Source organism: Sphingobium sp. YBL2, assembly GCF_000943805.1.
GTDB classification, from domain to species: domain Bacteria; phylum Pseudomonadota; class Alphaproteobacteria; order Sphingomonadales; family Sphingomonadaceae; genus Sphingobium; species Sphingobium fuliginis.
Map to the genome: position 1 here is coordinate 1,169,056 of NZ_CP010954.1, position 25,098 is coordinate 1,194,153.

The window sequence follows — 25,098 nt, forward strand, 5'->3', positions numbered from 1 at the left end:
CCTCTCCTTGGCGGGACGCTTCAGCCTTTCAGCCTTTTGCGGGGCCCTGGGGGAAACGCATGTCGAATACGCCTTCCGCAATACGGTTGAGCAGCACTTCTATCGCGCCGCCTGCAATCATCCACCCCCGCGTGCGGCGCAGGCAATATTCGACCAGGCTGTCCTGGCTGTAGCCCGCGCCGCCCATGATCTGGATCGCCTCATTGGCGCATTCGAAACCGGCGCGGTTGCACGCGACCTTGGCAATGGCGGTCTCTTCCGGCGAAGGCAGGCCCGCGTCGGCATTGGTCGCCGCACGATACAGCAGCAACTGGGCCGCATCGAGTTTCAGCTTCATTTCCGCAAATTTCCACTGCAACCCCTGAAATTCGCACAGCGCCTTGCCGAACTGTCTGCGCGTCTTGGCATGCTCGACCGCCGCGTTGAAGGCGTAGCGGCCGAGCGCAAGGCTGCGCGCCGTGTTGCCGATGCGTTCGACGTTGAAGCCCGACATCTGCTTCTTGAAGCCGCCCGGCCCCAGCAGTACCTTGTCCTTGGGCACATAGACATTGTCGAAGAACAGCGGGTTCCATTCCTCGCCCGACAGGAAACGGATCGGCTTGCCGAAGCTGAAGCCTTCCTGGCCGCGCTCGATCAGCACCGATCCGATATTGCCGGTGCCCGGCCCATAGCGGACATAGACCAGGAACACGGTGGCATGGGTGCCGTGGGTCGTGAAGATCTTCTGCCCGGTGATGCGGTAGCCATCGCCATCCTCCACTGCCGTGGTGGTCAGCTCTGTCACGGCGGAACCGGCATTCGGCTCCGTCATGGCGACCGAAATCAGCCCCTCGCCGCGTAGCAGGGGGGCCAGATATTGTTCCTTCTGCGCGTCGGTGGCGAACTGGGCGAAAGTGCGGATCGCCCCGAAATTGCCCGCCTGCACGACATCCGCAGACCGGGGGCACACCGACGCGATCGTCTCGATCGCGATGACCGCGTCCATCAGGCTTCCGCCCAGACCGCCCTTGTCCTCCGGCACGGTGATGCCGATCAGGCCCTGTTCGGCCATCATCCTGGCCACGTCCCACGGATAATCGTCGCTATGCGCGCGCTCCAGCGCTCCGGCGGCCAGATGGCGCTGCGCGAAGGCGGCTACCGCGTCGCGGAACATGGTCTGCTCTTCATTCAGGTCGAACTGCATTCGATCGCTTCCCATAGGGCGGCTCATATGCCGCGGATAAACTGCTATCCTCGACCTAATCGGGGATGATCGCGATGCGAAGATTACCGCTGCGATCCTTCACATTTACGATGCATCGCCGCCGCCCGCCGCCCCAGCTTGACAGTTATGACCGGCAAATAGCTTGTGGGGACAGGTTTCAGACGCATTTTCAAGACAGGGCCCCTCGATCCAGCCATGACCCAGATCAATGACAAGATCTCCACCCGCATCGAAGGCGATATAGGTTTCATCGTCAGCGACAATCCGCCTGTGAACGCGCTGGGCATCGGCGTCCGGCAGGGACTGGTCGGCGCGCTGGAAGAACTGAACGCCGACCCGGGCGTGAAGGCTATCGTGCTTTATTGCGCGGGACGGACCTTCTTCGCGGGCGCCGACATCACCGAATTCGGCAAGCCGCGCCAGTCGCCCACCCTGCAGGACATCATCGCCGCGCTGGAAAGCTCAGCCAGGCCGGTGGTCGCCGCGATCCACGGCACCGCGCTGGGCGGCGGGCTGGAGACGGCGCTGGGCTGCGCCTTCCGCGTCGCGATCCCTTCCGCCCGGATGGGCCTGCCCGAAATCAACCTGGGCCTGTTCGCAGGCGGCGGCGGCACGCAGCGGCTGCCGCGCCTGATCGGTCCGGAAAAAGCGCTGGAGCATGTGCTGTCCGGCAAGCCGGTGGGCGCCAGGCAGGCATTGGAGCTGGGCATTGTCGATGCCGTGGAGGAAGGCGATCCCGCCGTCATCGGCGCCGCCTTCGCCCGCCGCGTGATCGACGAAAACATCCCTGCCGTGCCGGTGCGCGACCGCGACGAGAAGCTGGCGGCGACCCGCGCCGATCCTTCGGCCTTCGACGCGCTGGCGAAGAAGCTGACGGCGCGCAGCAAGGGCCAGGCCGCGCCGCAGGCCAATATCGATTCGATCCGCCGCTCCTTCACCATGAGCCTGGACGAAGCGCTGGCGATCGACGCCGCCGCCAATCGGGAACTGATGGCGGGCAGCCAGTCGCGCGCTCTGCGTCACCTTTTCTTTGCCGAACGGGAAGCCGCCCGCATCCCCGGCCTGCCGGAAACCGCAAAGGCGCGGCCCGTGCAGAAAGCCGCGATCATCGGCGCGGGCACCATGGGCGGCGGCATCGCCATGTGCTTTGCCGGGGCCGGGGTGCCCGTCACCGTGGTCGACACGACGCAGGAAGCGCTGGATCGTGGTCTGGAGCGGGTGAAGGGCAATTACGCCACCTCGGTCAAGCGCGGGTCCATCGGTCAGGCGCAGATGGACGAGCGCCTTGCGCTGATCGCGGGCGCCACCGACCGCGCGGCGGCGGCCGACGCGGACATCGTGATCGAGGCGGTGTTCGAGGATATGGACGTCAAGAAGGAGATTTTCACCGATCTGGAAAAGCGGGTGAAGCCCGGCACCATCCTTGCCTCCAACACCTCGGCGCTCGACGTGGATGAGATCGCGTCGGTGCTGGAGCGTCCGCAGGATTTCGTCGGCATGCATTTCTTCTCGCCCGCCAATGTCATGAAGCTGCTGGAGGTCGTGGTGGCCCGGCACAGCAGCCCCGAGGCGATCCTGACCGCGATGGCGGTGGGCAAGACGATCGGCAAGGTGCCGGTCTGGTCGGGCAATTGCGACGGCTTCATCGGCAACCGCATGGTCGCCAAGCGCTCCGCACAGGCCGAACGGCTGTTGCAGCAGGGGGCCTTCCCGCAACAAGTCGACGCCGCCCTCACCAATCTGGGCTTCCCGATGGGGCCGCTGACCACGAACGACATGTCCGGCCTGGACATCGGTTATTCGATCCGCAAGCGCCGCGGCACCCCCTTCCCTATTGCCGACGCCATCGTCGAGAGCGGGCGGCTGGGACAAAAGACGGGCGCAGGCTATTATCGCTACGAACCGGGCGACCGCACGCCCCATCCCAGTCCGGAGACGGAGGCGCTCATCATCGCGACATCGGAAAAGCTGGGCATCACCCGCCGCGACATAGCGGAGGAGGAAATGGTGCAGCGGCTGCTGTTCCCGCTGATCAACGAAGGCGCGCGCATCCTGGAAGAAGGCATCGCGCTGCGGGCGTCCGACGTCGATCTGGTGTGGATCAACGGATATGGCTGGCCCCGGCATCTGGGTGGGCCCATGTTCTATGCGGACGAAACCGGCCTGGCGACGATCGTCGCCAAGCTGCGCGAGATGGCGGCCGAAACGCCGGGCGATCCGTCGCTGCAACCCGCCGCGCTTCTGGTAGAGCTGGCGGACGGGGGCCAGAACTTCGCCGACTGGCAGAAAAGCCGCGCCGCGGCCTGAACGAGACAGAGAATATTACAGGGATTTTTCGGAGACGATTATGAGCGACAACGAGTTTCAGCGCGACATCGACTATAGCGAGTTCGACTTCTTCAAGGTCGAAATCGCCGAGGACGGCGTCACCACCGTCACGATGAACGATCCCGACAAGCTGAATGCGGTGGGACCGCATAATCATTGGCAGTTGGAGGATATCTGGCTGAAGCTGGCGCGCGACGAGCGCGTCAAGGTCATCGTGCTGACCGGCGCGGGCAAGGCCTTTTCCGCTGGCGGGGACATCAAGCTGATGGCCGAACGCGCCCAGACCGAATATGGCCTGAAATATGCGTTGCGCGTGCCGATCAACACGCTGCGCATCTGGGACCAGATATTGATGACGCCGCAGCCGATCATCGCGGCGGTCAATGGCGACGCCATCGGCCTTGGCACGTCGCTGTTCGCCTTCTGCGACATGAGCATCGTCGCGGAGGATGCGAAACTGGGCGACACCCATGTGCGCGTCGGCCTGGTGACGGGCGACGGCGGATCGGTGATGTGGCCGCTGCTGGTCGGGCCGCAAAAGGCCAAGGAATATCTGATGCGCGGCAAGCTGCTGAACGGCAGGAAGGCCGAGGAGATCGGCCTGGTCAACTATGCCTTCCCCAAGGAGCAGGTGCTGGAGGAAGCGCTGAAGATCGCGCGCGAGATCGCCGGACAGCCGATGTGGGCGGTCCGCTGGTCCAAGGCGGCGGTCAACAAGTGCATCCGCGATCAGGTGAACCTGACGGGCGAATTGTCCATCGCCTATGAAGCGATGACGATGCTGACGCAGGATTACAAGGAAGCGACGACCGCCTTCGCCAACAAGGAAAAGCCGGTCTTCAAGGGATATTGATCGCCATGGCCGCCTATCGCGACGCGGACAGCATAAGCACCGTCGCCGCGATCGGCGGCGGCGTGATCGGCAATGGCTGGGTCGCTGCCTTTCTGGGCAGCGGCCGGGCCGTGCGCCTTTACGATCCGATGCCCGGCGCGGGCGAACGCACCCGCGCCCATGTTGCGGGCGCATGGGACCAGATGGTCGAACTTGGGTTGGCCCAGGCCGACGACGACTGGTCTGTGCGCCTTTCGGTCCACGACACGGTGGCCGACGCGCTCGCAGGCGCGGATTTCGTCCAGGAAAGCACCCCCGAACGCACCGAGGTCAAGCAGGCGCTGTTCGCTGATCTCGACCGGCTGGCGCCCGCGGATGTGCTGATCGCCAGCAGCACGTCGAGCCTGCCCGTCACCGAGTTGCAGGCCGGCCTTGCGACCGCCGATCGTTTCGTGCTGGGCCATCCGTTCAATCCGGTGCACCTGATCCCGCTGGTCGAAGTGGGCGGCGGCGAATGGACCGCAGAAGAAGCGGTCGACACCGCCTTCGCCCTCTATGCCGCCATGGGCAAGCAGCCGATCCGGCTGAAGCGCGAGATATTCGGCCATATCGGCAACCGGCTGACCGCCGCCATGTTCCGGGAGGCGGTGCGGCTGGTGGCGGAGGGTTATGCCAGCGTCGGTGACATCGACAAGGCGATGAAACACAGCTTCGCGCTCAAATGGGCGATCCAGGGGCAGTTCACCACCTTCCACACATCGGGCGGCGCGGGCGGTCTGGCCGAATTCCTTCCCAAATTCGGGCCGGGCATCGTCAGGCGCTGGGAAAGCATGGCCGATCCGCCGCTGGCCGACCCGGCCTTGCAGGCGATGCTGGTCGAGCAGATGGAGGAAGCCGCTGCCGGGCGAAGCGTGGCGGAAATCGCCGCCCGGCAGGATGAGAAGCTGATGCAGATGCTGAAGCTGCTGGCGCCGGACAATGAGCAATAATAGCCGAAAGTAGACGAAAATCATCCCACCCTACCGATCCCGGCCATGATAATATGGTCCCGTCCCGGCGCCTCCAAAGGTTGGCCGGTCCGAGTGGAGAGGAAGGAAGAGATGACCGTCGATGTGATCAATCGCCCGGAAGCCGAAGACCTGCATGTGCAGGATGTCGTCGCGGCGGGCGAACTGGAAAGCTGCAACCATCTGCTGGACGACCCGGAAGCGCTCAACCGCTTCTACGAGGAGAAGGGCTATATCCTGCTGCGCGGCGTGTTCGATAGGGATACGGTGGCGCGCGCGCGGGATGAAATGCTCGCGGTCGCTGCTCAGATGGGGCTGGTCGAGCCGGGCGATCCCACTGGCAAGTGGACGGGCAAGCCTTCGGTCGGCGGCATGGAGGAAAGCGATCTCTATGCCGGGATCGCCGCCCGTCTGATCGAGGACCCGGCCAATCAGGCGGTGATGGAAAAGGTGCTGGGTGAACCGGCCTGCTCCGTCCCGATCGTGCAATATCGGACCTATCCGCCCCAGAGCAAGCTGGGCACCGTGCATCAGGACGGCTTCTACAGCCCCGGCATTCAGGATTATCGCCCGGTCTGGGTGTCGCTGACCCCCTGCACCCGCGACATGGGCGGGCTGGCGCTGGCGGTTGGCCAGAACAAGCGCGGCTATTTCCACAATGTCGGCAAGCCCAATCCCTTTCCGATCCCGCGCGACGCGATCCCGGCGGAAAGCTGGGCGACGACCGACTATATGCCGGGGGACGTGCTGGTCGTGCATCCGTGCACGCCGCATTGCGGCCTTCCCAATAATAGCGACCGGCTGCGCGTCTCCTTCGACTCGCGGGTGCAGTCCGCCGCCAACCCCAGCGCCATCGCGGCCACCGTCAAGTCCTTCACGCCCACGACCGTCACCGTGGATGCGGATCGCGTCGGGGAGATCACGCTGAATATCGACAAGGACAGCTATTTGCGCCCCATCGATCCGGGCGTGCGCGAGAGCTTCGATGGCTTCGTCACCTATATGAAGCCCGGCATGCGGCTGGTCGTGGTGCGGGATGGCGACCGCGCCGTCATGCTGCGCAAGGCGGCGGAGGGATAAGGGCAAGGCGATGAACGATGCCGTGAAGCTGTTGACGCGCATGTTCGGCTTCACGGAAGAAGGCCGGCACCGTCCCGACATCTTTCCTGTCGGAGGCGAAAGCCGGCCGTCGCCGGCGGACTATTTCCATCCCGATGTCGTGCACAGCCTGTTCGGCCCCAGCGGCACGAAGGAGACGCTGGTCGGGCGCGACGCCTTTCTCGCATTCGCGGCCTCCTGCGCGGAGGCTCTGGCGGAAAGGCGGGACGAGATCATCGCCATCACCTGCGTCGACCGGCAATGCGCCTTCGTCCACGCCCGCGCCTACCGCAAAAGCGCGGCGAATGGCGAGGACATCCATTATGAATGGGCCATGCTCTACCGCGTGGAGCAGGGCCTGATCACCTATGGCGCCGACATGCTGGATGCCCCCGCGCAGGCCTTTTGGGGGCGAGTCCGTCAGAGGCCTAATCCCAGTTCGACTTTCTAGGCGGGGTGGACAAATTCAGGACTCGCTGAACTGAGTAATTTGGGTGGAATCAGGACATTCCCCCTCCCGCAGGCGGGAGGGGGCTAGGGGGTGGGCTGGCGCGGCATCTGTGCTGTTTTGCAACGGCTAAGTCAGAAGCTCGCTACGCTCGCGCCCACCCCTAACCCCTCCCGTTTACGGGAGGGGAATGTCTTGGATTGGCCAATTTCCCGCCATTCCGAAACTCTCCACGCGGCCTAACCGCCTGGAACATGCGCCCTATGCTGACGGAAGCGCGCCGATCCCCGTCAGCGACATCAGCAACGACCCTCAGGCAGAGGCGGGATAGACGCCGCGCTTTTCCACGAGACGGGCGAGATGCCAGTCCCGGTCGCCCAACAGCGCGTCGATGGCGGTCAGCCGCTTGAAGGCATGCCCGACCTTATATTCGGCGGTGATGCCGATGGCGCCGTGCATCTGCACCGCTTCCTGCCCGATGATGCGGCCTGACTTGCCGATCTGCGCCTTTGCTGCGGAGATGTTGCGGCTCCGTTGATCGGCATCGCTGTCGAGCGACAGCGCCGCAAGGATCGCCATGCTGCGCGACAGTTCAAGCTGCATCAGCATTTCGACGGCGCGATGCTGGAGCGCCTGGAAACTGCCGATGGCGACGCCGAATTGCTGCCGGGTCTTGAGATAGTCGACGGTGACATCGAACGTCTCCGCCATGGCGCCGACCGATTCCGCCACCAGTGCAGCGGTCGCTTCCTCGAACACGCGGGCCAATATGCCCTCCCCCTGCCCCGTCGCGCCGATGAGCGCATCCTTCGGGACATTGACGCCCGACAGGGCGAGCGTGGCGACCGGCACGCCATCATAGCCGCGCTTCCCCTCGACCGTCACGCCAGCCGCCGCCGCATCCACGAGGAAGAGCGAAAGGCCCTCTCCCGTTATTGCGCTCACGATGAACGTATCGGCGCTCTGCCCATGCAGGACCGCGATCTTGCGGCCATCGAGCGTCCATCCATCGCCCGACGCAGACGCGGTCGTGCGCGCCGCCAGCGTATGGCGCGGCAGGCCCTTCTCGCCATGCGCCAGCGTCAGGATGCGCTCGCCAGCCGCAATGCCCGGAACGATGTCCCCGCGCTGCTGCGCTGACGCGCCATGGCGCAGCACGCCGCCCGCCAGCACCACGGTTGCGAAATAGGGTTCGACCATCAGGCCGCGCCCCAGCGCCTCCATGACGATCATCATCTCCACGCCGCCGCCGCCGAAGCCGCCATCTTCTTCCGCGAACGGCAGCGCGAGCAGGCCCATCTCCGCAAGACCTGCATAGGCCTCCCGGCTCCAGCCATCGGGCGTCCTGAGCGCATGTTCGCGCTTCTGGAAGTCGTAGGTTTCCGCCACGAACCGCGTGACGGTTTCCTGCAGCATCTTCTGTTCGTCGTTCAGGTCGAAATCCATGGCGCGTCAAAGTCCCAGCATGGTCTTGGCGATGATGTTCTTCTGGACCTCATTGGACCCACCGAAGATCGACACCTTGCGCATCGTGAAATAGAAAGGAGCGGCAGCGCCGATCCAGCCATCGTCCGGATCGTTCGGCGCATGATCATGATCGGGCATGGCAAGGCCCGCCGGGCCTGCCAGCTCAGCGACCAGTTCGGTCATGCGCTGCTGCATTTCCGTGCCCTTGACCTTCAGGATGGACGCCGCCGCATTGGCGCCGCCGCCATGGGCATCGGCGGCGACGACGCGCAACTGGGTCAGTTCCAGCGCCCGCAATTCCACCTCCACCTCCGCCAGCTTGTGCGCAAGGCGGCGCTGTTCTTCGTCGGTCAGGGTGCCGTCCGCGGCAAGGCGGCTCTCCAGCGCGCGCAGTTGCGAAAGCCTTTCCTTGGAAAGACCGATGCGGGCGATGCCGCTGCGTTCGCTGCCCAGCAGATGCTTGGCGACGTCCCAGCCCCGGCCTTCCTCGCCAATGACATTCTCCACCGGCACGCGCACATCGTCGAAAAAGACTTCATTGGCGTCATGCTCGCCGTCGATCGTCTCGATCGGGCGGACGGTGATGCCCGGCGTCTTCATGTCCAGCAGCAGGAAGGTGATGCCCTGCTGCTTCTTGCCGCTGCTGTCGGTGCGGAACAGGCCGAACATCCAGTCCGCATGCTGGGCCTGTGTCGTCCAGATCTTCTGCCCGTTGAGGACATAATGATCGCCGTCTCGAACCGCCGTCGTCTTGAGGCTGGCAAGGTCGGAACCGGCGCCGGGTTCGGAAAAGCCCTGGCACCACCAGATGTCGATATTGGCGGTGACCGCCAGGAACCTGTCCTTTTGCGCGGGGGTGCCGAACTTGCACAGCACCGGACCGATCATGTTGACATTGAACGGCGATCCTTCCGGGGCATGGGCCAACGCCATCTCCTCCTGAAAGATATAGCGCTGAGCCGGCGTCCAGGCCTGCCCGCCATATTCGACGGGCCAATGCGTCACGGCCCATCCCCGCGCGTTGAGGATGCGTTGCCACCGCACCGTATCCTCCTTGGTCAGATGATCGCGGTTGATCATCTTGCGCCGCAGATCCTCTGGGAGGGCTTCCTTGAGGAAGGTCCGCACCTCATCGCGGAAGGCCGTTTCCTCGGGCGTAAAATCCAATTTCATCGCGCTGTTCCCATATAAGAACCCCTTCCCCAGCAGGCATCGGGCTTCCAAGTCAACGGCGCGACCAAGGCCTTCACATGCCCGATATCATTGCGTCAGATCGAACAGCACGCGCCCGCCCCCGCCCGTCCGGGCAAGCGCAATCCCCTCCTCCGCACGGGACAGCGGAACGATGGCGCGCACCGGCAGGGACGGCGGATCGGCGGCATGGAGCGCGGCCAGTTCCGCGAACATGGCGTGCACGCCCTCAACACCCATGGCCTCCTCCGCGGGGCGAAGGCTGAAGCCCAAGATCGAGAGGCCACCCCCGGTCAGCAATTGCGAACGAACCTGGATCGGCTCGCCGGAGAGATGGCCGAACAGCAACAGCCGGCCGCCCGGCGCCAGGCAGCTTGCAAGCCGGTCGGTCGCCGCGCCCGCCACGCAATCGAGTGCGGCGCGGACAGGCCGCCCGCCCGACGCCGCCAGTGCGCGCTCCGCCAGACCGTCGCCGTCCAACAGCGCATCGGGTGTCGCGGGATGCGGCCTTCCCACGACATCGACAACCTTGACGTCCATGCGCGCGGCAAAGGTGCGAACCCAATGCGCCACGACCGATCCCGCACCATTTTGAATGATCGCATCGCCCGGAAGCACGCCAGCATGGCGCAGGAGCAGATGCGCAGTAGGAGGGTTGATGCGCAACATCGCCGCCTGCACGGGATCGAATCCGGCCGGCAGAGCTATCAGATGGCGACGGGGCAAAAGGCGCATCGCACACCAGTTGCCCCGGCCAAGCACCATCACCAGATCGCCCGGACGAAGGTCGGCAACGGCTTCGCCCACTGCCTCCACCAGCCCCGCGCCCTCGGCTCCCAGCGGTTGGTCATGCGGCAGATCAAAGGAATATCCGCCTTCAATCGCCAGAAGGTCAGCCGGATTGACAGGCGCATAGGCCATGCGCACCAGCACTTCATCATTCCGGGGCACGGACGGCGCCGGCGCCTCCGCAAGGCGGACACGCCCCTTTCCGCAGGGCAGCACCGCGCGGTTCACGCCGATACCGGCCCTGCGCTCAGGCGAAATGCCGCCGGTAGCTGGCGATCTTGATCGTCTCGGGCATTTTCACGACATTGCTGCTGTCCCGCTCCAGCCCGTCTTCCTCCTGATGCAGTTCGGCAATCCGGGCTTTGCGGCTGATCAGCAGGTCCAGCATTTCCTGTCCGCGCTCCGCAATCACGGACGGCCGGGCGATGACGCTGACGGTCAGCCGATCCATATTCCGGCCGAAAGGCAGCAATACAGCGACGCAGCCGACCCCGTCCCGATCCTGTTCGATGGCCCAGCCCTTTTCACGCAGCACGGCGAATTCGGACAGAAGCTCGGCCAGGCGGACATGCCGGGACAGGTCTGTTTCCTCCGCGTTCAGGCGGTGGACCGCGGAACGGATGCCTTCATTGCGGTAGCTCGAAAGCAGCAGCCGCCCCTGCGTGCTGTGCAGGATGGACAGCTGATCGCCCGCATGAGCATCGAGCGCATCCTCATTATTGCCGTGGATGACATGCAGATGCTGCAGCACATAGTTGGAACTGGTCGACAGCAGCACCGTTTCGCCCGTCAGCTTGGCGATCTCGTCGATTGCGGACAGCACCGGCCCGCCACGGAACAATGAAGGCTTCACCCAGGCGCCGAGCAGGGCGACCCGCGCGGTCGGACTGTAGGTCCGGCGAACGCGATTATAGTGGAGATAGCCCAGCCGCGTCAGGCAGCGGAGCAGTTCGGATGTGCTGGATTGCGGATAGTTCAGCGTGCGCGACATTTCCATGACGGTGGCGACGCGGCGATCCTGGTCGAAATATTCCAGGATCTCCAGCACTCGATGCGCGGATTTGATGGTCCGGGATGCGCTGGTGGCCATTGGCTTTCCTCTTCCTCCCGCGGATGCATGAAATTGCATCTGCTGCACGGATTTTCGTACCGCATCATGAATATAATGTCCAACGGTTTTTCGAATTGCGTTCGAATTTTCGAACGGCTATGCAATGCGAGTTGAGACCGGAAAGGTGAACAGGGGACGATGCAGCAGGCCAAATCAGAGGAAACCCGCGCCCGCGGACCGAAGGCGATCACCCGCGTGCTCGATCTGCTGGCCCTGCTGGCAGGCAAGCAGGACGGCATGAGCCTGGCCGAACTCAGCGTGGTCATGACGGTGCCCAAGAGCACATTCATCGACACGCTGCGGGGCCTGTGCGACATGCATTATCTGTCCTGTCAGGAGGGGCGATACCGACTGGGTCCGGCGGCCTATCATTTCGCCAGCCGGATCGTGCGCCATTGGTCTGCGCCGGAACTCATCCGCGCCCTGGTCAAGCAGCTCGCCTCCGAAACCCGCGAGTCGGTGGGGTTCGCCATTGCCGATTGGGAAATCGGGCAGGCCATCTACACCGAGGCGAGCAACAGCCCGCAGCCGGTGCGATATGCCATGCAGGCGGGGCTGCGTGCGCCGCTCTACGCCAGCGCTGCCGGGCGTGTCCTCATGGCCTTTGCCAGCCCCGAACAGGTGGAGGAATATCTGGCCCGCGCCCATCTCAGGAAGTTGACGGACAGCACGCGGACCGACCCCGATGTCATCCGCGCCGGCCTCGCGGCGATACGCGAACAGGGCTATTGCGCCAGCTTCGGGGAGATGTTGAGCGACACCGCGGCCCTGGCGGTGCCGGTCATGGGCCCTGACGGCGATCTGCTGGGGGCGCTCATGCTGGCGGCTCCGCTGGACCGGATGAAGCAGAATTTCGAACGGCTTCTGAATGCCACGGTGGAGGCGGGCCGCCACGCCTCAGCGGGAAGCTGACGCGCGGCGACGGGTCGGATCAGGTTCAGACCGGCAGGCCCATGAAGCGCATGCCGTTTTCATACATGACCTTGCGCACATCCGATGCCGACAGGCCCCTGCACGCTTCCTCCGCGAACAGGCGCGGTTCCGCGACGCCTTCCGCATGGGGATAGTCCGATCCCATCAGAACCCAATCGGCATTGCCGACCTGATCGATGATGGATTTCAGATCGTCCTCCGGATAGGCGACGACCGACATATGGCGAGCAAAGATGGCGCTCGGCCGGTCCTTCAACTGGCCGGCGGGCCAATGGCCGTTCTTCGCGATGCCCCGGCACTTGTCCATCTTCACCAGCATGGACGGAACCCATTCGGCGCCATTTTCGGCCGACAGCAGCCTTATATTGGGAAAGCGTTCGAAGAAGTTCCAGAAGATGAAGCTCGACAGCGTCTCGATCACCGGCCGTTCCGAATAGCCGTGCATCCACACGAAGGCGGACTGCCGGATGCGCGATTGCTGCATCCCCTCCCCCCACAGCGCCATATGATCCTTCATGTAGATGGCTTCGGAGACATGGAAGACGACGCGGATGCCGGCTTCATTGGCGATCGCCCAGAAGGGATCGTGATCGGGATGCGCGGGCGCCTTGCCGTTATAGGGGCCCATCGGCATCAGGATGAGCTTCGCGCCCTTGGCGACGACATCCTTCAGCGCCTTGCAGGCTTCCTCGACATTGTCGAGCGTCATGATGGGGCATGAGAAGATGCGGTCGTTGTAATTATACTTCCACTGGTCGTACATCCAGCCATTATAGGCGTTCAATACCGGATAGGCATAGCGCGGGTCGTCCAGGAAACTGATGGCCGTGATCATGTTGCCGACGAAGAGGATGGACGAACGCACATCCCAGGCATCGAGCAGTTTCACCCGTTCCCCCGGCTCGACCATGGCCGGGGTCTTGGGCACATGCATGTCGATCTCGGCCTTGCCTTCCTTCATGGCGCGCAGCCATTCATGCAGCTTGCCGGGCGCGGGAACGCGGCCATCCTCGAACAGATGGTCGGCGCTGATCTCCACCTTGCGCGGCCCCACATACATGGCGAAGTCGCTGTCCGGTCCTGTCTTGAACGTGACGCCATAACGTTCGGCGGCGTCTTGGGGCAGATATTTCGTCCACGCCTCATCCGTTTCCCAGAAATGCGTATCGGCATCGAAGATCGGACCGGAATAGACAGGCGAAGTTTCCGCCGCTTCGATTTGTGCAGACATGATGTTCCTTCCCCAAAACCATGACGTTATTCGATATGATCTGGACCACGCCGCCATCAAACCCGGGCGCCGAGTGTCGAAACCTGTAAGTGTCGAAATCTATATAGGCATGGCTGCATGTCGCGAATATCGGCCCGGCCCTGCCATCACATAGGCGATGGGATGCTGATGCCATCAGATGGCCGATCAGTGTGTGTTACCCTCCGATGGCGGTGGCGGCGTTATTGACGCGGGCACGCCGCCACCCATAGGCCAGACAATCAAAACGCATGGAGGCAATGGATGGCTGAGCTGGACGAGAAACAGAAATCGGGCGTCGACTTCATCAGCGGCATCATGGGCGAAGGGTTCGGCAACGCCTTTCGGGAAGCCTGCACCGCTGACCGTTTCGGCTCGCCCATTCCGCGCATGGCGGCAAGCTGGGCCTTTCACGACGCGTGGCAGCATCAGGGCCTTGCGCCCAGGGAAAAGAGCATGGCCGTCATATCGGCGCTCATCGCCATGCGACAGTCGCTGGAACTGAAGAACCACGTCAAGATCGGCATCGCCAACGGACTGACGGCGCAAGAGCTGGAGGGATTGCTGGTGCAGCTTACGCCCTATGTCGGCTTCCCCTGCATCGCCTCCGCCACCACGGCGGTCATCGAGGCCATGCGGGAAGCGGGCGTGTCCCCGGACGTGCAGACGGCGGAGGAAAAGGGGCTGTTGTGACCGGCGCGACGACCATGGCGAATCCGCATTTTTCCGACCTGCCGAAGACGCTGGAACACACATTGCCGGAAGTCATCGCGCATGTCGCGGCACGCTATGGCAGCACGCCCTTCATCATAGGCGAGGACGGAGCGCGGATCAGCTTCGCGCAATATAAGGACCGGGTGGACGGTCTTGCCCGCGCCCTGATCGCCCATGGCGTCGCCCATGGCGGCCGGGTGGCGATCTGGGCGCCCAACAGCCCGGAATGGATGATCGCGGCGGCGGCGGCGGAAAGCATCGGCGCGATCATGGTGCCGGTCAACACCCGCTTCAAGGGTGGGGAAGCGCTCTACATATTGGCGAAGACGCGCGCCAAGATCCTGTTCACCGTGACGGGATTTCTGGGCAATGACTATGCCGCCATGCTGGTTCAGGCGGGCGGCGGCGCAGGCGACACCGGGCCGGTGCGCGACCTGCCGGGGTTGAGCCATATCGTGGCGCTGGACGGGCCTGCCTTCGCCGCCTTCCAGCGCGAACAGGCGGACGAGGCCGCGCTGGCGGCGCGAATCGCGGCCGTGACGCCGCAGACCATCGCGGACATTCTTTTCACCAGCGGCACCACCGGGCAGCCGAAGGGCGCGATGCACAATCATGGGCAGGCGCTGTGGGTGCCGGCCATCTGGAACGAATCCAACGACCTGCGGGCGGGCGACCGCATGGCCATCGTCAATCCCTTCTTCCACAGCTTCGGTTACCGGTCGGGCTGGATTTCCGCGCTGGTCGCGGGAATCACCGTCTATCCGCTGGCGACATTCGACGCGGAAGCGCTGCTGGGGCTGATCGAGCGCGAGAAGATCAGCGTGCTGATGGGACCGCCGACCATCTTCTTCTCGCTGATGGAGCATCCGCGTTTCGGCGCGTTCGACATCTCATCCCTGCGGGTCGGGCATACGGGCGCATCCAATGTTCCGGTGGAGTTGATCCGCGCCGGGCGGGAAATATTCGGGTTCGACCTGTTCCTGACCAGCTTCGGCCAGACCGAATGCACGGCGCTGGCCACAGTCAACTATCCCGACGCCAGCTTTGAAACCATTGCGAAGACCGTCGGCAAGCCGCTGCCCGGCGTCGAACTGCGCATCGTCGATGGGGACGGCAATCCGCTGCCTCCCGGAGAAAGCGGCGAACTGCTGATTCGCGGGCCAGTGGTCATGCAGGGCTATTTCGAGGAGCCGGAGCAGACCGCGGCGACGATCGACGCGGATGGCTGGCTTCATAGCGGCGATGTCGGGTGCATTGGCGAGGACGGCACGCTCCGCATTCTCGACCGCCTCAAGGATGTCGTCATCGTCGGCGGATTCAACGCCTATCCGGCGGAGATCGAGAATATCCTGCGCAAACATCCCGCCATCGCTGATGTCTGCATCATCGGCTGGCCCGACGATCGCATGGGCGAGGTCTGCGCAGCCTGCGTCATCCTTAAGGCAGGCGCGGCGCTGACGCTGGCTGAACTGACCGCCTGGAGTCGCGAGCAGATGGCGAATTACAAGGTGCCGCGCCATTTGTTCCTGGTGGATGACTTTCCGCGCACGCCCTTGGGGAAAATCCAGAAATTCCTGCTGCGCGACCAGGCGAAGGCCCAAGCCGCGGGCTGATCACAGAATGGAAGCGAGCATGACCATGAAATTCAAGGGCGACTTCTATCAGATCGGCGTCGTCGTGCGCGACATCGATGCAGGCATGGCGCATTATCGCAATCTGCTGGGCCTTGGGCCTTTCTGGCGGCTCGATACCGATTATGAAGGGCGCTATCGCGACTGGCGCGGGCGCTTCGCCAATAGGAACGCCTTCACCAAATGGGGCGACGTCTATCTGGAAATGATCGAGCCGGTGGTCGGCCAAGGGAACGCCAGGGAATGGCTGGAAACGCGCGGTGAAGGCATTTTCCATCTCGGCTATGCGGTCGACGACCTGTCGCAGCGGCCCGATGGCGTCGATTGCGTGTTCGAGAGTTGGGGCGCCAAAATGCCCAATGGCGATGCGGCGGTGATCCACCTCGATACGGTGGAGCAGCTTGGTTATTATGTGGAGCTTTCGGACCGGGCTTTGGTCGACAGGCTGAACGCCAGAATCGACAAGTTCATGAATGAACTGGCGATATGAACGCGCGCTGCGTCTCCTATTTGCCTTAGGGCAATAGGAGACGCAGATCGTGGTCGAGCGCCGCCTGCCCGAAGCGGGCGGCATAGGCGGTGTTGACGGCCTCGGTCTGGAAGCGCACCTCATTGGTGAGGAAGATGAACAGGCCCCACAGAATGGACCGCCTGTAGTCGAGCCAGGCCGATTCCCAATCCAGAACGGGACCACCCTCCCGCGCCAGCGCGTCGAGATAGATACGCAGAAGATCGCCTTCCCATGCGGCGCGGTCAGCCAGGTCGGCGGCGCAGACGATATGATAGGAGACTTCATGGTGCCAGGCGGTCTGCGCCACCTGCGCGTCGAAATAGCCGGGCGTGCCGTCCTCCAATATGTAGAGATTGCCCAGATGCGTGTCGCCATGGATCAGGCAGCGGGGCTGGGCGCGCTGAATCTCTCCTATGGTCATCAGCGCCCGTTCCATCCAGTCGCGGTCGTGCAGCCGGGTGGAGACGGCCGCGCCACGCGGCGAGGCCATATAATGCGCCCAGACATCGGGCAGGAGATAACGGCGCATATAGTCCAGCCCCCAACCGTCGAACCGGCTGGCGATGTCGGCCCAGCGGCCACCGGGCCGGAAATGGGGTGAAGCCCAGGTCGCGGCATGATAGGCGGCCATGGTCTCCATGCGGCGGGCGATCTGGTCGAACCGCTGCGGACGCAAGGCGTCGCAGAAATCGACGCCGGGGCGCTTCAGATCCTCCATGATGACGATGGACTGGTGCGAATGGGGGTCGGTGCCCGCGAAATAGGCGCGCGGCGACGGCATGGGGATGAGCGGCTGGATGTCGGCGTAGAAGCGCGTTTCATTGGCGTACATCGCCGCCATCTTCGGGCTATGCTCCTCAAAGCCGCCCTTGACGATCAGGGTTTCGCCAATCTGCCCGGCGCCCTCCCCTTCCACGGCGAGGCGAACGCGAATCTTGGTCGATGTGCCGAGAATGACATCGATCACCTGCGATTCAACAACGGATATATGAGGCAGCCGCTGGCGCAAGGCGCGGGTCAGCCACGCGCTGTCGATCTGCTGCGGCGTCAACGGCAGGGCTAGCGCATCGGCGGGATAAGCCTCACTCATCATTCTCTCCAGCGTCGTTTCCGCACAGAATGCCAGACGGCGGCGTGCAAGAAAAAGGGGACGCAGAACTCTGCGCCCCCTTGATGCTTCACGGCCCGGGCCGGATCAGAATTTGAAGCCGACTTCCACGCCATAGGTGCGCGGTTCGCCGTAGACGCTGTTCTGGAAGCCCAGCCCTTCCGCGATGAGGCCCAGCACGCCGATGCGGTAGGTCTCGTTCAGCGCGTTGTTGACGAAGGCCGCCACCGAAGCGCCCGAACCGCCGACATTGTTGAGTTCGGCGCGCAGGTTGATCAGCGAATAGGCGGGCTGCACGCCCTGTATCTCGAAGTCGTCGAGATAGATCTTGCTGCGCCAGGTATAGTTCAGGACGAAGTTGAGCTGGCCCAGATCTTCGCTGACCGGCGGCGAAATGGTTGCCGTGGCGCCGAGCTGATGCTTGGGCACCCCGCGCTGTTCGAACTCGGTCAGGCCGTTCAGCACGACCCGGCCCGCCCGGATGTCGACCTTCGTATAGGAATAGAAGGCCGCCAGCGAGAAGCTGTCGGTGCTGAAATTCGCCTCGAACTCGCCGCCGACATTGCGCTGCTTGGCGGTGTTGTCGACGATGGTGAAGACATTGCCGTCGATGAAGGTCGCGCGCTGCTTCTGCACGTCGCTGCCGTCCTGACGGAACAGGGCGGTGCTGGTGGTCAGGCGGCCCGCGCCCAGCCGGTGGTTGGTCTTCAGGCCGATTTCATATTCATCGACGAATTCGGGCAGGAACGGCCGCAGCGTGATCGCGTCGGTGGCCCGGGTCGAAAAGCCGCCCGCGCGGAAACCATGGCGATAGGACGCATAGGTGGTGACTTCCGGGCTCGGCTCATATTGCACCGTCGCGTCGTAGGTCCATTCCTTGAACGACTTGCTGTTGGTGAAGGAACATTGGCTGAGCGGAACCCGCTGAACGCCGGCAGTCGACGTATCGGTGTCGAACGAGCAGCGGCCGAAGGTGCCGTCAGCATTGGGATAGTTGGGCTGCGAAGGCGAAACGGTGATCTTGCGCTTGTCATAATTATAGCGAAGACCGCCGGACAGGCTGAGCTGATCCGTGACCTTGAAGGTGCCGGCGACGAATGCGGCCGCGGTGCGCGAATAGCCTTCGCCCGGATTGCTGGTGACGAACAGCGTCGCGTCTGTCGTCGCAGGATTGAGGCCGGCTCCCAGGATATTCAGTTGAGGCAGCGTATTGGCGAGCGAACCGTCAATGCCCTTTTCCTCGAAATAATAACCGCCGACGATGAGGTCGAGCCGGTTTTCGAACATCTTGGCCTGAAGTTGCAGTTCTTCGGAAATGTTGCGTGAACGCGCAAACTGATAAGGGGCGATCAGGAAGGCGGGAATGCCGTCATAATCCTGAACGGTATCCCGACGCTCCTTGCGATAACCGAAGATATTCTTCAGCGTCAGGCCGTCGGCCAGATCCCAGGTCGTCTTGTTGGTGATGCCCCAGTTCTTGATGCTCTCCCGCGGCAGGCCGAACACGTCGAGATTGCTGCCATTGCCCGACCCGGAATTGAGCGTGAAGCGGCGCGAGCGGAAAAGCTGCTGCGCCTCCGCGAACTGACCCGGAATATCCGCGAGTCTGGCATAGTTGTTGAGAGCCGAAGGATAGTTGATGGACGTAAGGAAAGACGCCGTGCCGTTTTCCCGCGACTTGAACCAGTCGAATATAGTCAGCGATTCGATGCCGTTGCCCGGCGAGACCAGCGCCGACACGCGGAACGTGTCGTAATTCTGGTTGTCGAGGCGCAGGCCGCTGCCGATGTCGCGCGCCCAGCCGTCGCGTTCGCGGGTCTTACCCGCGAAGCGAAGGGCGACGGAATCCCCGACCGGCACATTCACCATGCCGAACAGGTCGTGCATGTCGTAATTGCCATATTGGCCGCGCACTTCGCCGGCGAATTCGCCCAGCTTCGGATGAGCAGGCTCGACCAGCACCGCGCCGCCGGTCATGTTGCGGCCGAAGAGCGTGCCCTGGACGCCCTTCAGAACCTGAACCGATTCCAGATCGTAAAGGCTGTTGCCGAAACCATAGGGGCGCGGCTGCACTACTTCAGCGAAATAGGTGCCGACCGGCGGGTCGGTGAAAAGCTGCGTTTCCTGCGTGCGCTGGCCGCGCAGCGAGAAGGCGACGGTGTTGCGCTGGCTCTGCGCGCTCGTGATCGACAGCGAAGGGGTGCGATATTGCAGACCCTGAACGTCGGTCACGCCCGAGCGGGAAAGCTGTTCGCCCGAAATGGCGGAGACGGAAATCGGCACATCCTGGAGCGCTTCGTCGCGACGGCGCGCCGTGACCACGATGTCGCCGCTCGACACGCCTTCGGCCTGCGGCTGCGCATTATCCTGCGCGAAGGCAGGCGCGGATATGAACAGGGCCGCACACGTCGCGGCAAGATAGCGTCGATAGGTCATTGCATCCTCTCAAGGACTGGATGGAACCGGCCAATAGGCTCTGCTCTGAAGCCGGCGAACGGATGAAAGCCAGCTAGCCTCATTTCCGGCCATGCCAAACCCTTGATTAGCGGATGTTATGCATCATCAGATACACGATCTTCTGATCGCCGGAGGAAGAGGATGAAGATTTGAGCGGATGGTTGATTCCAGGCCACAGTTCGACCGCCGGCTTTTCGCTTTCCATTCCTGGCGGTTACATGGGCATCAACATTCCGACCACAGCAAATCTCCAGATCTTCGTCGGATGCTTTTGTCCGGCCGCCCGGATATTTTCACTCAAACGCTGATCCTGCGCGACCAGGCGGCGCGCCGTGCGCGGAGTTGATCCTCGCGCTGCTGCCGGTTCGTCCGCACGATGCCGGCGGGCAAATGCGCGTCCAGCCGGTCGAAGGGCAGGATGTCGAGCCAGTGAATCGGCCCAGCGCCCTGCTGCGTTTCCGGAAGACCCTGCCAGCGGATCATCGGCAACAGGTCGCGCAATCCGTCCGTCTGCACCCAATTGGCGACGCCCGGATCGCGCGCCGAAACGACCGCGGTGATCAGCCCGTCGGCATCGCGCGCCGATTGTGCCGCAGAGAGGCCGCTCTGCAAAAGATGCGCGTCGATGGACCGGTACCACCACATCGCCAGTTGCAGGCTGCTATAGGCCGCGCCGGCGGGGTCGAAGCGGATGATCGCCGCCTGATCCTCCTCCAGACGAAGTCTTCCGATGCTGCTTGCCTGGGTGACGAGGCCGCCGACGCTGGCCGTGCGCATGGGTTGCGGCATGCTGTTGGCCCGACGTGCCGCTGACAGGCGGAAGAACCAGAAATAGAGCGGCACCTCTTCCCGCGCCCGCCGCAGCGCTTCGTCCAGCCGCCGCTCGAAGGAGAAATGCTGGGCGCCGGCCGCATCGATCCGTTCGATCTCCAGAGCCAGTGGCGTCTCTCTTTCCCAATCCATCATCGAATCGCGCACGAACAGGAATTTGACGCGTGGATTGGTCGTCATGTGGTTGCGCCGCCCATTGGCGGGCTGATCGTCTATGGTGATCGTGAAGCGACCGTCCTGCGTCACATCGATGCCGGGCAGTTCGACTGTCTGGACGGTCATCGATGTGCCCCAATTCTCGACGAGCGTAAAGGACACATGCGCCGGGCAAGCGTCGATCACCCGGCCAGCGATCCGATAACGGCCGCCATGTGCGATGCCCGCGAGGCGATAACAATTGTCGGGATTGTCGCCGCCCATCCGCGCATCGGGCACGACCGCGCCCTTCCAGCCATGGCCCGGCATGAAATTACGCACGAAGCGAGGCCGGATCGGATCGCGGGCCGCCGCCTTGAACAGGTAATTGCCCATCCACGCATCCATCGCCGCGTCGAAAAGCGGCTCGACCTCCGGCGGCACGTCGCTGCCATGACCCACGCGCCAGAGCTGCGCGCAATGGTCGCGCGCCGCCCTGGTTGCCGCATCGTCCCACATGGCGCGAACTTCCGCTTCGGCGGCGAACTGATCCGCATTGGCGATTGGATTAGTCATCAGCCCTCTCTCATGTCGGCATTCGGCATCAGGCCGAACGTCAGGCGAAGCGCCCCAGCCTGAACCGGCGCGAATAGCCCTCGAACGCCGTCTCGATCATCTCGCGGGTGAGGCCGAAAGGCTCCAGCGCATAATCGTAGCGGCCATAGCGGTTGGAGGCATTGCCGGGATCGGCCAGCCAGGCCCGCATCCGCGCTTCGAATTCCCGTGTGCAATCCAGTTGCCAATGGCCATAGGCGCGGCGGATGACGTCCACCGGATCGCGCGTCAGGTCGTGGAAATCGACATGGAAGATGCGCGGATCGTCCACCAGCGGATTTTCCATCGTTTCGGACAACGATGCGGCGATGCTTTCGACAAAGGCGGGGCCAAGAGCCTGGAAATCCATCTGCCAGTTGGTGATGCCGCCATAGAGCACGGCCGTGATCGCCATGATCGACGGATGAACCTGAACCGGGTCCCGGTGCGGCCAGATGCACAGCGCATCGGGATAGGCTTCGAACAGCGCGTCCAGAGCGAACTGGTGATAGATGCCCTTGACCACCCAATGACTGGTGGGCTGCCGCCATTGCAACTGCTGGAGGAACTGGCGATGGAAGCGGTAGGCATCGGCAATATTGCTGGCGTCGAGGATCATCGCCAGCGCAGGCAGCTTGTACAGCAGCGAAGGATAGGCGTTCTGGAAGTCGAGGGTGAAGATTTCCTCGCATTCGATCGGGCAATGTCCGCGCTTGTCCCAATAGGGGTGCAGGGTCAGCAGACCGGGCGAGCGCATCAGCATCTCGTCCAGTTCCCTGGCGGCCAGTTCGATCCGTTCCGGCGTCGCCGGCACCTCGCCCGGCGGCGGACTGGGCGAATGGCTATGCCACCAGAGCGGTGCGCGGGCGCCAATATCCTCGGCCAGCAGCGAATGGATGAGCGTGGTGCCGGTACGGCCGAAGCCGATGACGAAAATGGGTCGCTCGATCTTCTCCTCGGCAATGGCGGGAATGCGCTTGCGATCGGCGGCAAGGCGCAGGCGCGTCGATAACAGCTTGCGCAGTTGCAGTTCGACGTCGGCCTTCTGCTCCGCGCGCAGAGGGGGCTGGTCGTTCAGCCAGGCTATGAACCGCTTGACCCGTCCGACCAGCGCGGGATCGGGCGTATCGAAATGGCCGGCGATCATCTGCGAGCTACGAATGAGAGCCGAAGCGTCTATGCCGGTCGAAAGGGCAGCGACATTTCCAACCTTTTCCGACCTGCTCCGCATCATCCGCTCCTATTTAGTTTACCAAGATATGGAAACTGGATCGGATTGGTGCTGAAAAGTCAATGAACCGGCAGAACATCACATATCTGGAGGAGGAAATTCGGAACGATCGTTCTTATCGGCAGCGGCCACGACCGCTTCCGCGACCGTCAGGGATTCTATCATGGCCTGATATTGCCGATCGCTGAGCATCGTTGGCCAAAGGATGTGCGGAGCGGTGCGATCGACCGCCACCAGCCTGGTGAGCGCGGCTCGACCTGCATGGGTCAATTCGATGAACAGGCCGCGCCGATCGTCGGGATTGGGAACGCGGCGAATGAAGCCGAGCGCCTCCAGCCGGTCGACCCGCTTGGCGACGCCCGCCAGCGACATGAGGAAATAATGTTTGAGCGCGGTCGGCGCGATGCGATGGGGCGGCCCCACGCGGTACAACGCATCGAGCAGGAGCACGTCGCCCGAGGTCAGCCCCTCCCTTGCGGCGGACTGCGTCATATGCCGCTCCATGCTGCGGGCGAGGCGCAGCAGGCGCGTGGTGACGGAATAGGCGCGGACCAGCACGGGATCATAGTCGGTCGCCCAGGCTGCCAGCGCGGCCTGAAGCGGATCGGGATTGTGCCGGCCATTATCGTTCGGACCCATATCGTTCAGGTACGGAGCATCGCTGACCTGCGCCTGCGGGTCGGGCAGGATGCGAAAGGCCGAGCCGGGCGCCAGCCGCCGGTCGGTCGACCAGAGCAGCACGCCCGCCTCGATCAGTTGATCGACCAGCCGGGATGCCGAGGATTTGCTGGCATAGTCCCACAGCCGGGCAAGGCCCGCCATGGATGGAATGGTGCGATGCACCGCATAATGCGCCTCCAGCGCGGCGCGGCATGCCTCAAGGTCCCGCCGCCCTTCCCCAGTCCTGGCCCTTCCCGTCATCGCGCCACAAAGCCATAGGCCGATACGATCCGCAAGGGGCGGGCGCGATCCGCCTGCCCGGCCAAGGACCGAAATTCCCGCCCAGGCGAATTTTCCTGCTTCGGTCAAACCCGTTCCTGCCTGCGCGGGAACAGCTTGTGCCTCGGCCCTGATCGGGACAGGCTTTAGCCGAAGATGCTGTTCCCGAACCGCTCGCCATGCTGGATCAGGTCGCCATATTGCTTTTCGATGCACATCAGGCGCCGGAAATAATGGCCGATCGCATATTCATCGGTCAGGCCATAGCCGCCATGCACCTGAATGCCGTTGCGCGAGACGGTCTGCCCGGCCTCCCCGACGACGAGCCGCGCAGCGGAGAGCGCGGCGGACCGCCTCGCCTCATCCTGATCGGCATTGGCCAAGGCATGATAGAGCATGGATCGCGCCTGATGGGCCGCGACGAAATTATCGGCCATGATATGCTGGATCGCCTGGAAGGAACCGATCGCGGCACCGAATTGCTTCCGCTCCTGAACATAGGCGCCGCAGATTTTGTTCGCTGCCTCCATCGCGCCCACCGCCTGGGCCATCAGCGCGATCGAAGCGCGGTCGATCGCCTCGCGCAGTACCGCCGAGCCGCGATTGCCGCCGATCAGCAGAGCCGCGGACGGCAGCTTTACATCGGCAAGGACGATGTCGGACGCGCGGGTGCCGTCGATCAACGCATAGGACCGGGCGGAAAGGCCGGATGCATCGGCGGGCACGAGGAACAGGCCGATGCCCTCCTCTCCCTCGATGCGAGCCGAGACGATCAACTGCCCCGCGCCCGGTGCATCGAGCGCCATGATTTTAGCACCCGACAGAATATAACCGTCGCCCGAAGGACGAGCCTGTGTGCCCGTCACTTCGACATCGAGCGGATGAGCGCCATTTTCCTGATGCGCGAGCGCGACGCGCAGCGTGCCGCCCGCGATCTCCCCCAGCAATTCCAATGCGCGCGCTTCGTCCGCCGCCTGCTTGAACACATGATCGGCCAGGACGACCGTGCTGACATAGGGTTCGGTCGCCAGCGCCTTGCCAAGCGCGATGTTGAGCAGCGCAATATCCTCCATCGTGCCGTCCAGACCGCCCGCTGCCTCCGGCACCGGCAGGGCGAGCCAGCCCAGTTCCGCGAACTGCGCCCAGCGCGCCTCGTCAAAGCCCAGCGCGCTCGATCGCTGATGCCGCCAATATTCGACGTCGGCATTTTCGGACAGCAGCCGATCGGCGCTGTCCAGAAGCATCGCCTGAATGTCCGACTTCGCGAAATCCATTGTCCCTGTCTTCCCC

At 63.5% G+C, this 25,098-nt stretch carries 21 protein-coding genes; 9 read left to right on the forward strand and 12 right to left on the reverse strand.

Annotated features, from left to right (window positions below; genetic code table 11):
* Positions 1–28 precede the first annotated feature (28 nt).
* On the reverse strand, positions 29–1,198 hold the full coding sequence (locus tag TZ53_RS05540) for an acyl-CoA dehydrogenase family protein (protein ID WP_226869687.1): 1,170 nt from the start codon (positions 1,196–1,198) through the stop codon (positions 29–31).
* 201 nt (positions 1,199–1,399) lie between these two features.
* Between TZ53_RS05540 and TZ53_RS05545 the strand changes: the two genes are divergently transcribed.
* From TZ53_RS05545 to TZ53_RS05565, 5 genes are all read left to right on the forward strand, one after another.
* On the forward strand, positions 1,400–3,511 hold the full coding sequence (locus TZ53_RS05545) for a 3-hydroxyacyl-CoA dehydrogenase NAD-binding domain-containing protein (protein ID WP_130029987.1): 2,112 nt from the start codon (positions 1,400–1,402) through the stop codon (positions 3,509–3,511).
* Between the two features lie 40 nt (positions 3,512–3,551).
* Positions 3,552–4,385 (forward strand): enoyl-CoA hydratase/isomerase family protein, encoded by an 834-nt coding sequence (locus TZ53_RS05550; protein ID WP_025551473.1) that lies wholly within the window; start codon positions 3,552–3,554, stop codon positions 4,383–4,385.
* A 5-nt stretch (positions 4,386–4,390) separates the two neighbouring features.
* Positions 4,391–5,353 (forward strand): 3-hydroxyacyl-CoA dehydrogenase NAD-binding domain-containing protein, encoded by a 963-nt coding sequence (locus TZ53_RS05555; protein ID WP_025551475.1) that lies wholly within the window; start codon positions 4,391–4,393, stop codon positions 5,351–5,353.
* 111 nt (positions 5,354–5,464) lie between these two features.
* Positions 5,465–6,451, forward strand: coding sequence for a phytanoyl-CoA dioxygenase family protein (locus tag TZ53_RS05560; RefSeq protein ID WP_025551477.1), 987 nt, complete (start codon positions 5,465–5,467; stop codon positions 6,449–6,451).
* 10 nt (positions 6,452–6,461) lie between these two features.
* A complete protein-coding gene (locus TZ53_RS05565; RefSeq protein WP_025551479.1) occupies positions 6,462–6,920 on the forward strand; it encodes a nuclear transport factor 2 family protein in 459 nt (152 codons plus the stop codon).
* 309 nt (positions 6,921–7,229) lie between these two features.
* Here TZ53_RS05565 and TZ53_RS05570 read toward each other — a convergent pair whose 3' ends face one another.
* The 4 genes from TZ53_RS05570 to TZ53_RS05585 form a co-directional block, all read right to left on the reverse strand.
* Complete coding sequence (locus tag TZ53_RS05570) at positions 7,230–8,363, reverse strand: acyl-CoA dehydrogenase family protein (protein ID WP_025550549.1); 1,134 nt, start codon at positions 8,361–8,363, stop codon at positions 7,230–7,232.
* Positions 8,364–8,369: 6 nt separating this feature from the next.
* Positions 8,370–9,557, reverse strand: coding sequence for an acyl-CoA dehydrogenase family protein (locus tag TZ53_RS05575; RefSeq protein ID WP_025550548.1), 1,188 nt, complete (start codon positions 9,555–9,557; stop codon positions 8,370–8,372).
* A gap of 87 nt (positions 9,558–9,644) precedes the next feature.
* On the reverse strand, positions 9,645–10,526 hold the full coding sequence (locus tag TZ53_RS05580) for an MDR family NADPH-dependent oxidoreductase (protein ID WP_238320119.1): 882 nt from the start codon (positions 10,524–10,526) through the stop codon (positions 9,645–9,647).
* 85 nt (positions 10,527–10,611) lie between these two features.
* Entirely contained in the window at positions 10,612–11,454 is an 843-nt protein-coding gene (locus TZ53_RS05585) for an IclR family transcriptional regulator (RefSeq protein ID WP_025550544.1), read from the reverse strand.
* Positions 11,455–11,613: 159 nt separating this feature from the next.
* Here TZ53_RS05585 and TZ53_RS05590 point away from each other — a divergent pair, with 159 nt between their 5' ends.
* On the forward strand, positions 11,614–12,387 hold the full coding sequence (locus tag TZ53_RS05590; protein WP_044660671.1) for an IclR family transcriptional regulator: 774 nt from the start codon (positions 11,614–11,616) through the stop codon (positions 12,385–12,387).
* Positions 12,388–12,412: 25 nt separating this feature from the next.
* Here TZ53_RS05590 and TZ53_RS05595 read toward each other — a convergent pair whose 3' ends face one another.
* The gene (locus tag TZ53_RS05595) at positions 12,413–13,639 is read right to left on the reverse strand and encodes an amidohydrolase family protein (RefSeq protein WP_025550540.1); all 1,227 of its coding nucleotides are present in this window, start codon (positions 13,637–13,639) and stop codon (positions 12,413–12,415) included.
* A 282-nt stretch (positions 13,640–13,921) separates the two neighbouring features.
* Between TZ53_RS05595 and TZ53_RS05600 the strand changes: the two genes are divergently transcribed.
* The 3 genes from TZ53_RS05600 to TZ53_RS05610 are packed head-to-tail and all read left to right on the forward strand — an operon-like array spanning position 13,922 to position 16,492.
* Entirely contained in the window at positions 13,922–14,350 is a 429-nt protein-coding gene (locus TZ53_RS05600; protein ID WP_025550538.1) for a carboxymuconolactone decarboxylase family protein, read from the forward strand.
* The gene (locus TZ53_RS05605; protein WP_084694320.1) at positions 14,347–15,984 is read left to right on the forward strand and encodes an AMP-binding protein; all 1,638 of its coding nucleotides are present in this window, start codon (positions 14,347–14,349) and stop codon (positions 15,982–15,984) included. The genes TZ53_RS05600 and TZ53_RS05605 overlap by 4 nt, the downstream gene beginning before the upstream one ends.
* A gap of 19 nt (positions 15,985–16,003) precedes the next feature.
* A complete protein-coding gene (locus TZ53_RS05610) occupies positions 16,004–16,492 on the forward strand; it encodes a VOC family protein (RefSeq protein ID WP_226870406.1) in 489 nt (162 codons plus the stop codon).
* Between the two features lie 25 nt (positions 16,493–16,517).
* Here the strand turns inward: TZ53_RS05610 and TZ53_RS05615 are convergent, their stop codons facing one another.
* From TZ53_RS05615 to TZ53_RS05640, 6 genes are all read right to left on the reverse strand, one after another.
* Positions 16,518–17,606, reverse strand: a complete 1,089-nt coding sequence (locus tag TZ53_RS05615) for a phosphotransferase (protein ID WP_226870405.1) — start codon at positions 17,604–17,606, stop codon at positions 16,518–16,520.
* Positions 17,607–17,708: 102 nt separating this feature from the next.
* Complete coding sequence (locus TZ53_RS05620) at positions 17,709–20,057, reverse strand: TonB-dependent receptor (RefSeq protein ID WP_025550532.1); 2,349 nt, start codon at positions 20,055–20,057, stop codon at positions 17,709–17,711.
* A gap of 318 nt (positions 20,058–20,375) precedes the next feature.
* The gene (locus TZ53_RS05625; RefSeq protein ID WP_025550530.1) at positions 20,376–21,620 is read right to left on the reverse strand and encodes a hypothetical protein; all 1,245 of its coding nucleotides are present in this window, start codon (positions 21,618–21,620) and stop codon (positions 20,376–20,378) included.
* Positions 21,621–21,660: 40 nt separating this feature from the next.
* Complete coding sequence (locus TZ53_RS05630; RefSeq protein ID WP_226870404.1) at positions 21,661–22,872, reverse strand: sulfotransferase family protein; 1,212 nt, start codon at positions 22,870–22,872, stop codon at positions 21,661–21,663.
* Between the two features lie 75 nt (positions 22,873–22,947).
* The gene (locus TZ53_RS05635) at positions 22,948–23,790 is read right to left on the reverse strand and encodes a MarR family winged helix-turn-helix transcriptional regulator (protein WP_025550526.1); all 843 of its coding nucleotides are present in this window, start codon (positions 23,788–23,790) and stop codon (positions 22,948–22,950) included.
* Positions 23,791–23,954: 164 nt separating this feature from the next.
* Positions 23,955–25,082 (reverse strand): acyl-CoA dehydrogenase family protein, encoded by a 1,128-nt coding sequence (locus TZ53_RS05640; protein ID WP_025550525.1) that lies wholly within the window; start codon positions 25,080–25,082, stop codon positions 23,955–23,957.
* Positions 25,083–25,098 lie beyond the last annotated feature (16 nt).

Excerpts from the sequence above, each read along its gene's own strand:
- TZ53_RS05575 (WP_025550548.1), bottom strand. The coding sequence starts at position 9,557 with ATGAAATTGGATTTTACGCCCGAGGAAACGGCCTTCCGCGATGAGGTG.
- TZ53_RS05635 (WP_025550526.1), bottom strand. The coding sequence starts at position 23,790 with ATGACGGGAAGGGCCAGGACTGGGGAAGGGCGGCGGGACCTTGAGGCA.
- TZ53_RS05595 (WP_025550540.1), bottom strand. The coding sequence starts at position 13,639 with ATGTCTGCACAAATCGAAGCGGCGGAAACTTCGCCTGTCTATTCCGGT.
- TZ53_RS05585 (WP_025550544.1), bottom strand. The coding sequence starts at position 11,454 with ATGGCCACCAGCGCATCCCGGACCATCAAATCCGCGCATCGAGTGCTG.
- TZ53_RS05545 (WP_130029987.1), top strand. The coding sequence starts at position 1,400 with ATGACCCAGATCAATGACAAGATCTCCACCCGCATCGAAGGCGATATA.
- TZ53_RS05570 (WP_025550549.1), bottom strand. The coding sequence starts at position 8,363 with ATGGATTTCGACCTGAACGACGAACAGAAGATGCTGCAGGAAACCGTC.
- TZ53_RS05630 (WP_226870404.1), bottom strand. The coding sequence starts at position 22,872 with ATGATGCGGAGCAGGTCGGAAAAGGTTGGAAATGTCGCTGCCCTTTCG.
- TZ53_RS05615 (WP_226870405.1), bottom strand. The coding sequence starts at position 17,606 with ATGATGAGTGAGGCTTATCCCGCCGATGCGCTAGCCCTGCCGTTGACG.
- TZ53_RS05550 (WP_025551473.1), top strand. The coding sequence starts at position 3,552 with ATGAGCGACAACGAGTTTCAGCGCGACATCGACTATAGCGAGTTCGAC.
- TZ53_RS05610 (WP_226870406.1), top strand. The coding sequence starts at position 16,004 with ATGACCATGAAATTCAAGGGCGACTTCTATCAGATCGGCGTCGTCGTG.
- TZ53_RS05620 (WP_025550532.1), bottom strand. The coding sequence starts at position 20,057 with ATGACCTATCGACGCTATCTTGCCGCGACGTGTGCGGCCCTGTTCATA.
- TZ53_RS05590 (WP_044660671.1), top strand. The coding sequence starts at position 11,614 with ATGCAGCAGGCCAAATCAGAGGAAACCCGCGCCCGCGGACCGAAGGCG.
- TZ53_RS05640 (WP_025550525.1), bottom strand. The coding sequence starts at position 25,082 with ATGGATTTCGCGAAGTCGGACATTCAGGCGATGCTTCTGGACAGCGCC.
- TZ53_RS05540 (WP_226869687.1), bottom strand. The coding sequence starts at position 1,198 with ATGGGAAGCGATCGAATGCAGTTCGACCTGAATGAAGAGCAGACCATG.
- TZ53_RS05600 (WP_025550538.1), top strand. The coding sequence starts at position 13,922 with ATGGCTGAGCTGGACGAGAAACAGAAATCGGGCGTCGACTTCATCAGC.
- TZ53_RS05565 (WP_025551479.1), top strand. The coding sequence starts at position 6,462 with ATGAACGATGCCGTGAAGCTGTTGACGCGCATGTTCGGCTTCACGGAA.
- TZ53_RS05625 (WP_025550530.1), bottom strand. The coding sequence starts at position 21,620 with ATGACTAATCCAATCGCCAATGCGGATCAGTTCGCCGCCGAAGCGGAA.
- TZ53_RS05555 (WP_025551475.1), top strand. The coding sequence starts at position 4,391 with ATGGCCGCCTATCGCGACGCGGACAGCATAAGCACCGTCGCCGCGATC.
- TZ53_RS05560 (WP_025551477.1), top strand. The coding sequence starts at position 5,465 with ATGACCGTCGATGTGATCAATCGCCCGGAAGCCGAAGACCTGCATGTG.